Raw genomic sequence first — 7,813 nt, 5'->3', positions numbered from 1 at the left:
ATCCCGGAACGAAGGAACACCGAGCCAAAGCGAGGTGCCGAACGCCGGGGCCCAGCGTTTTTGGTTACTTTTTTGGCGTTTGAAAAAAGTGACTCGCCGTAAGGGCGAAACCCTAAGAAGCCGTTACCGCAGCAACGGATATTCACTCAATCCCAACCCCAAACTCCAAACCCCAAAAACCAAAAAACCCGCTGAAATCACTCTCAGCGGGTTTCCCGTTTCAGCAGCCAAGGAAGATCAAAAATCCTCCAACTGCCACACTTCATAAGCCGGCGTCTCGTAGGGATGGCTCAACTTAAGAGCCGCCACTACCGAGCGAATCAACTCATCACCAACGACAAGCTCGACCTTCCACTCCTCGACCCGCTCAACCTGCCCCGCCTCACCAATGAACGGCTGACTCCCGTCCAAAGGCCGAAACTGACCAGATCCAAGCACCTGCCAGGCACAGTGGTCATAGTCACCGATCCGCCCGCCACCGGCAGCGAATACAGCGTCCTTGACCACCTCGACATGGCTGTCGGGAACAAAAAACGCGAGCTTGTACACAGCGCTTAGTTCACCCACACACGAGCATTACGGAACATACGCATCCAAGGAGCGTCTTCGTTCCAGTCTTCCGAACGCCACGAGTTCTGCACGGCACGGAACACACGCTCCGGGTGCGGCATCATGATCGTCACGCGGCCGTCGCGGCTGGTGAGGCCGGTGATCCCGCGCGGCGAACCGTTCGGGTTGGCCGGGTAGGCTTCGGTGACCTTGCCGTGGTTGTCGACGAAACGCATCGCCACGCAACCGGACAGGTCGGCTTCGAGCAGTGCCTCTTCGCTTTCGAATTCGGCATGGCCTTCACCGTGAGCGATGGCGATCGGCATGCGCGAACCGGCCATGCCCTGCAGGAAGATCGAGTTCGATTCCTGAACCTGAACCATCGCCACGCGCGCTTCGAACTGCTCGGAGCGGTTACGCACGAAGTGCGGCCAGAACTCGCTGCCCGGGATCAGCTCGTGCAGGTTGGACATCATCTGGCAACCGTTGCACACGCCGAGGGTGAAGCTGTCATTACGCTCGAAGAAGCCCTGGAACGCATCGCGGGCACGGCTGTTGAACAGTGCGGACTTGGCCCAGCCTTCACCGGCGCCGAGTACGTCGCCGTAGGAGAAACCACCGCAAGCCACCAGACCTTTGAACTCGTTCAGGTCGACACGGCCGGCCAGAATGTCGCTCATGTGCACGTCGATCGCGTTGAAACCGGCGCGGTCGAACGCCGCCGCCATTTCCACCTGACCGTTGACGCCCTGCTCACGCAGCACGGCAACCTGTGGGCGGATGCCTTTCTTGATGTAAGGCGCGGCGATGTCCTGGTTGACGTCGTAGCTCAGCTTGACGCTCAGGCCCGGGTTGTCTTCTTCCAGCAGTACATCGAATTCCTGCTGGGCGCAGTCGGCGTTGTCGCGCAGACGCTGGATCTGGTAGCTGGTCTCGGCCCACTGACGTTGCAGCAGACGACGCTGGCCTTCGAACACGGTGTCACCGTTGAAGGTGATGTTGATCTGGCCGTTGTTGATCGGCTGGCCGATCACCGAAACGCAGTCACCCAGACCGGCCGCGCTGAATTGCGCGAGGATGTCCGGGGTGGCGTCCTGGCGAACCTGAATCACTGCACCCAGTTCTTCGTTGAACAGGATGGCGGCGATTTCTGCCGAGGATTCGGCAACGCTGTCGAGGTTCAGGCTCAGACCGCAGTGGCCGGCGAAGGCCATTTCCACCACGGAGGTCAGCAGACCACCGTCGGAACGGTCGTGGTAAGCCAGCAGGTGACCGTCGGCGTTGAGGCCCTGGATCACCGCGAAGAACGCTTTCAGGTCTTCGGCGTCGTCGACGTCCGGAGCCTGCTTGCCGAGCTTGCCGTGAACCTGAGCGAGGATCGAGGCGCCCATGCGGTTCTGGCCGCGACCGAGGTCGATCAGGATCAGGTCGGTGGTGCCCTTGTCCATGCGCAGTTCCGGGGTCAGGGTCTGACGGATGTCAGCCACTGGCGCGAAACCGGTCACGATCAGGGACATCGGCGAGGTGACGGTCTTGTCCTCGCCGTTGTCGTTCCAGCGGGTGGCCATGGACATCGAGTCCTTGCCGACCGGAATGGTGATGCCCAGCTCAGGGCACAGTTCCATGCCGACCGCTTTCACGGTGTCGTACAGACGTGCGTCTTCGCCCGGGTGGCCGGCAGCGGACATCCAGTTCGCCGACAGTTTGATGTCGGAGAGCTTGTTGATGCGCGAGGCGGCAATGTTGGTCAGGGTTTCGCCGATGGCCATGCGGCCCGACGCCGGAGCGTCCAGCAGTGCCAGCGGAGTGCGCTCGCCCATTGCCATCGCTTCACCGGTGTAGACGTCGAAACTGGTGGCGGTGACGGCAACGTCGGCCACCGGAACCTGCCATGGGCCGACCATCTGGTCACGGGCCACGAGGCCGGTGATGGTGCGGTCGCCGATGGTGATCAGGAAGCTTTTGCTCGCCACGGCCGGGTGGTGCAGAACGCGCTCGATGGACTCGGTGATGTCGAGGTTCGACGGATCGAAGTCATCGCCCAGCTCGGCTTCGCGAACCACCGAACGGTGCATGCGCGGTGCCTTGCCCAGCAACACTTCCAGTGGCATGTCCACCGGGTTGTTGCCGAAGTGGCTGTCGGTCACGGTCAGTTGCGGCTCGGCGGTGGCTTCACCGACGACGGCAAACGGGCAACGCTCACGTTCACAGATCGCCTTGAAGCGCTCGAAGTCGGCCGGGCCGACCGCCAGAACGTAACGCTCCTGGGATTCGTTGGACCAGATTTCGTGCGGGGCCATGCCCGGCTCGTCGTTCGGAATGTTGCGCAGTTCGAAACGGCCACCGCGGTCGCCGTCGTTGACCAGTTCCGGGAAGGCATTGGACAGACCGCCCGCACCCACGTCGTGGATGAAGCTGATCGGGTTCTTGTCGCCCAGCTGCCAGCAACGGTCGATGACTTCCTGGCAACGACGTTCCATTTCAGGGTTTTCACGCTGAACCGATGCGAAGTCCAGATCCGCCGAGCTGGTGCCGGTGGCCATGGAGGAAGCGGCGCCGCCACCCAGACCGATCAGCATCGCCGGGCCACCGAGGACGATCAGCTTGGAGCCGACGACGATCTCGCCTTTCTTGACGTGTTCTTCACGGATGTTGCCCATGCCGCCAGCCAGCATGATCGGCTTGTGGTAACCGCGAACTTCGTCACCGTGCGGGGTGGTGATCGATTGTTCGAAGGTACGGAAGTAGCCGGTCAGGGCCGGACGGCCGAATTCGTTGTTGAACGCGGCGCCGCCCAGCGGGCCTTCGATCATGATGTCCAGTGCGTTGACGATGCGCTCAGGCTTGCCGTACGGCACTTCCCACGGCTGTTCAAAGCCCGGGATCTGCAGGTTGGAAACGGTGAAACCGGTCAGGCCGGCCTTCGGCTTGGCGCCACGGCCGGTTGCGCCTTCGTCGCGGATCTCGCCACCGGAACCGGTGGACGCGCCAGGGAACGGGGCGATCGCGGTCGGGTGGTTGTGGGTTTCAACCTTCATCAGGATGTGCACCGGCTCCTGCACCGCGCCGTACTGACGGGTCTCCGGATCCGGGAAGAAGCGGCCGGCGACGTTGCCGACGATTACCGAAGCGTTGTCCTTGTAAGCGGACAGCACGCCTTCGCTGTGCATCTGATAGGTGTTCTTGATCATGCCGAACAGGCTTTTTTCCTGGCTCTCGCCGTCAATATCCCAACTGGCGTTGAAGATCTTGTGGCGGCAGTGCTCGGAGTTGGCCTGGGCGAACATCATCAGTTCGATGTCGTGCGGGTTGCGCTTGAGACCGTTGAAGGCGTTGACCAGGTAATCGATCTCGTCTTCGGCCAGGGCCAGGCCCAGCTCGACGTTGGCCTTTTCCAGCGCGGCGCGACCACCGCCAAGGATGTCGATGGCGGTCAGCGGCTTCGGTTCGGCGTGGCTGAACAGACCGGCAGCCTGCTCGAGGTTGGCCAGAACGATCTGGGTCATGCGGTCATGCAATACGTCTGCAATCTGCTGCGCTTGGGCTTCGCTGAACTGACCGGCCACGTAGAACGCGATGCCGCGCTCCAGGCGCTGGATCTTGCTCAGGCCGCAGTTGCGGGCGATGTCGCTGGCCTTGCTCGACCATGGCGAGATGGTGCCGAAACGCGGCAACACCAGGAACAGACGACCGGTCGGCTCTTGAACCGGAACGCTTGGACCGTACTTCAGAAGGCGCGCAAGCACCTGCTGTTCGTCGCCGGTCAGGACGCCGGTGACTTCGGCGAAGTGAGCGAATTCAGCATACAAGCCACTGACAGCCGGAACCTTCTGGCTCAGTTGCTCAAGGAGTTTGCTGTGGCGAAAGGCAGAAAGGGCAGGAGCGCCGCGCAGGATCAACATCTTCGGGACAGCCTCGGGAAGGGGTGTGCTTTGAGGCCGTGCATTCTAGCCTAAACCGCCCTCAACATCACCCGAAACGCTACGCACGGTTGCACCCGGATGTCGAGTGGTGTTCTTGCCTCGAGGGTCAAATTTATCGGGTGTTGGAACAGCGCTTATTTTTTCTGTCACAAAAAGCCTTTTGAGCCCATTCCTGTGGGGTTTCGACCGGTTTTGTGATGCCTAGCAGACAACCCCTCCACTGTCGAGATATGGCGCCCGTTGTCCTTTGCGTATACTGCGCACATGTTTTCCCCAACGGCTTTGCGTCCGCGGTACGCCAAATGGCTGATCGCAACCGGACTCTTCCTGATGCTCAGTGGCTGTGTTGATAAACCCAACACCCTCGAGCGCGTAAAGGAGGATGGTGTGCTGCGGGTGATCACCCGAAACAGCCCCGCCACCTACTTTCAGGATCGCAGCGGTGAAACCGGCTTCGAATACGAGCTGGTGAAGCGCTTCGCCGACGATTTGGGGGTGGAGCTGAAGATCGAGACCGCGGACAACCTCGACGACCTGTTCGACCAGATCGGCAAGCCCAACGGCCCGGTGCTGGCCGCTGCCGGCCTGGTCAGCAGCGAACAGCGCAAGAAGCAGGTTCGGTTCTCCCACGCCTATCTCGAAGTCACGCCGCAGATCATCTATCGCAACGGCCAGTCCCGGCCGACCGACGCCAGTGAGCTGGTCGGCAAGAAGATCATGGTGCTCAAGGGCAGCACCCACGCCGAACAGCTGGCCGAGCTGAAACAGAAATATCCCGGGATCGAATACGAAGAGTCCGACGCCGTTGAAGTGGTCGACCTGCTGCGCATGGTGGATGAAGGCCAGATCGACCTGACCCTGGTCGACTCCAACGAAGTGGCAATGAACCAGGTGTACTTCACCAATATCCGCGTGGCCTTTGACCTCGGCGATGCGCGCAGCCAGAGCTGGGCAGTGGCCGCCGGTGAAGACAACAGCCTGCTCAACGAGATCAACAGTTATCTGGACAAGGTGCAGAAGAACGGCACCCTGCAACGTTTGAAAGACCGCTACTACGGCCACGTCGACGTCCTCGGCTATATGGGCGCTACGACTTTTGCCCAGCATTTGCAGCAGCGGCTGCCCAAATACGAACAGCATTTCAAGACTTACGCCAAGAAAGAGAAAGTCGACTGGCGCCTGCTTGCGGCCATCGGTTATCAGGAATCGCTGTGGCAGCCGGCAGTCACTTCGAAGACCGGCGTGCGCGGCCTGATGATGCTGACCCAGAACACTGCCCAGGCCATGGGAGTGTCCAACCGCCTCGATCCGAAACAGAGCATCATGGGCGGCGCGAAGTACCTGGCCTACATGAAGGATCAACTGGATGACTCGATCCAGGAGCCGGATCGTACGTGGTTTGCACTGGCAGCCTACAACGTCGGCAGCGGCCATCTGGATGACGCGCGCAAACTGGCGTCCCGGGAAGGTCTGAACCCTGACAAATGGCTGGATGTGAAGAAGATGCTGCCGCGTCTGTCGCAGAAGCAGTGGTACAGCAAGACCCGCTATGGCTACGCCCGTGGTGGCGAACCGGTGCATTTCGTGGCGAACATCCGTCGCTACTACGACATCCTGACCTGGGTAACCCAACCGCAACTTGAAGGCGATCAGGTCGCCGAAGGCAATCTGCATGTGCCGGGGATCGACAAGTCCAAGCCGGCGCAGGAAAACCCGCCGCTCTGATAAACACTGTGGGAGCGAGCTCCCACAGGATCTGCGTTGATGCTTAGGCCTTTGCAGCCGCCAGGATCAGCGCCTTCATCTCCGACACCGCCGACCTGAAGCCGACAAACAAGGCATGCGCCACCAGCGCGTGACCGATGTTCAGTTCGTTGATGCCCTTGATCGCCGCCACGGCTTCAACGTTGTGGTAGTGCAGGCCGTGACCGGCGTTGACGATCAGGCCCTGTGCCAGACCGAACGCCACGCCGTCCGCCACGCGCTTGAGCTCTTCGGCCACTTCGGTCGGTGTTTCTGCATCGGCATAGCGCCCGGTGTGCAGTTCGATGGCCGGAGCGCCTACACGTTTCGAGGCGGCGATCTGCCGCTCGTCCGCGTCGATGAACAGCGACACTTCGCTGCCGATCTTCGACAGACGCTCGACCGCAGCCCTGATGCGCTCTTCCTGCCCCGCCACGTCCAGACCGCCTTCGGTGGTCAGTTCCTGGCGCGTCTCCGGCACCAGACAGATGTGGGCCGGACGGATGCGCTCAGCGAACGCCATCATTTCTTCGGTGACGCCCATTTCGAAGTTCATGCGGGTTTGCAGCACATCCTTGAGCAGCAGTACGTCGCGCTCCTGAATGTGGCGTCGGTCCTCGCGCAGGTGCACGGTGATGCCGTCGGCGCCCGCCTCTTCAGCGTCCAGCGCGGCCTTGACCGGATCCGGATAGCGCGTGCCCCGAGCCTGACGCAGGGTGGCGACGTGGTCGATGTTCACGCCAAGAAGAATGCGATTGCTGGTGGTCACGGATGCGCTCCTGAATGGAAAGATTCGGCGCACAGCATACACGCCGTTATGGTTTGCGAAACAGCTCGCGACTGACAAGGGGACGACCGCCCAAATGCACGGCCAGCGCTTGTCGCATCAGACGCTTGGCGGCAGACAGTGCGCCCGGGGCCGACCAGTCCGCTTCAGCCATGGCCAGCAGCTCGGTGCCGTTGAACAGGCCGGGTTGCAGCAGGTAGACCCGCTCGAGTCCGGCATCCACCTGCAAGCGATAGAGACCGTCCGCAGCAAGGGGCTCGTCGTTGATGTCGGTGTTCAGGGAGAAGCCATAACCGAGGTCGTCGAGCAGACGCCATTCGAAGGAACGCAGCAGAGGCTCCAGTGGCCGGCCTTCAGCCAAAGCCAGCAAGGTGGCAGCGTAATGATCGAATACCGCAGGATGCGGGTCTTCGGCTGGCAGCAGGCGTATCAGCAACTCGTTGAGATAGAGACCGCTGAACAATGCCTCGCCGACCATCCATGTCGCGTTTCCAATACTCTCCATGCGCCCGACATTCTTCAACTCACCTTTGCCGCGCAATTCCACTTCCAGCGGCACGAATGGCCGCGCCAGTGTCCCGGCCTTGCCCCGCGCGCTGCGCAACACCGCCCGCAGCCGACCTTGCGGCGTGAGGAAATCCACCAAGGCGCTGGTTTCGCGATAGGCGCGGGAGTGCAGGACGTAGGCGGGTTGGGCGAGAGGCGGGGTTTTCGACATTGAGTTCTCGATGAAGAAACGCAGTTTTGTAAACAACCCAAAACCAAATGCGGGAGCGGGCTTGCTCGCGAATGCGGTGAATCAGTCAAAGTA

Annotated in this window: 6 protein-coding genes; 2 read left to right on the top strand and 4 right to left on the bottom strand. The window is 61.2% G+C overall.

Going from position 1 to position 7,813, the window contains the following annotated elements; translation table 11 throughout:
• The coding region (locus ACW9HX_RS28645; RefSeq protein ID WP_457383162.1) for a hypothetical protein at positions 1-268 on the top strand (268 nt) is incomplete at its 5' end.
• On the opposite strand, the gene ACW9HX_RS28640 is transcribed toward ACW9HX_RS28645, so the two are convergent.
• The gene (locus ACW9HX_RS28640) at positions 238-549 is read right to left on the bottom strand and encodes an NGG1p interacting factor NIF3 (protein WP_457383161.1); all 312 of its coding nucleotides are present in this window, start codon (positions 547-549) and stop codon (positions 238-240) included. The two genes, ACW9HX_RS28645 and ACW9HX_RS28640, sit on opposite strands and share 31 nt — an antisense overlap.
• 5 nt (positions 550-554) lie before the next feature.
• On the bottom strand, positions 555-4,451 hold the full coding sequence (purL, locus tag ACW9HX_RS28635; RefSeq protein WP_457383160.1) for a phosphoribosylformylglycinamidine synthase: 3,897 nt from the start codon (positions 4,449-4,451) through the stop codon (positions 555-557).
• A gap of 285 nt (positions 4,452-4,736) precedes the next feature.
• Here purL and mltF point away from each other — a divergent pair, with 285 nt between their 5' ends.
• Positions 4,737-6,197: a membrane-bound lytic murein transglycosylase MltF gene (gene mltF, locus ACW9HX_RS28630; protein WP_457383159.1), complete on the top strand. Its 1,461-nt coding sequence runs from the start codon at positions 4,737-4,739 to the stop codon at positions 6,195-6,197.
• 43 nt (positions 6,198-6,240) lie between these two features.
• On the opposite strand, the gene pdxJ is transcribed toward mltF, so the two are convergent.
• Both pdxJ and recO read right to left on the bottom strand, forming a co-directional pair.
• Positions 6,241-6,984 (bottom strand): pyridoxine 5'-phosphate synthase, encoded by a 744-nt coding sequence (gene pdxJ / locus ACW9HX_RS28625; protein ID WP_457383158.1) that lies wholly within the window; start codon positions 6,982-6,984, stop codon positions 6,241-6,243.
• Between the two features lie 46 nt (positions 6,985-7,030).
• Complete coding sequence (gene recO, locus ACW9HX_RS28620; RefSeq protein ID WP_439820737.1) at positions 7,031-7,720, bottom strand: DNA repair protein RecO; 690 nt, start codon at positions 7,718-7,720, stop codon at positions 7,031-7,033.
• Positions 7,721-7,813 lie beyond the last annotated feature (93 nt).

This window comes from Pseudomonas sp. SDO52101_S400, assembly GCF_054071635.1.
The sequence above is the reverse complement of the archived record's forward strand: the minus strand, read 5'-3'. Positions and strand labels throughout refer to the sequence as shown.

Bases quoted from the DNA above. Each gene is read 5' to 3' on its own strand.
- purL (WP_457383160.1), bottom strand. From the start codon at position 4,451: ATGTTGATCCTGCGCGGCGCTCCTGCCCTTTCTGCCTTTCGCCACAGC.
- mltF (WP_457383159.1), top strand. From the start codon at position 4,737: ATGTTTTCCCCAACGGCTTTGCGTCCGCGGTACGCCAAATGGCTGATC.
- recO (WP_439820737.1), bottom strand. From the start codon at position 7,720: ATGTCGAAAACCCCGCCTCTCGCCCAACCCGCCTACGTCCTGCACTCC.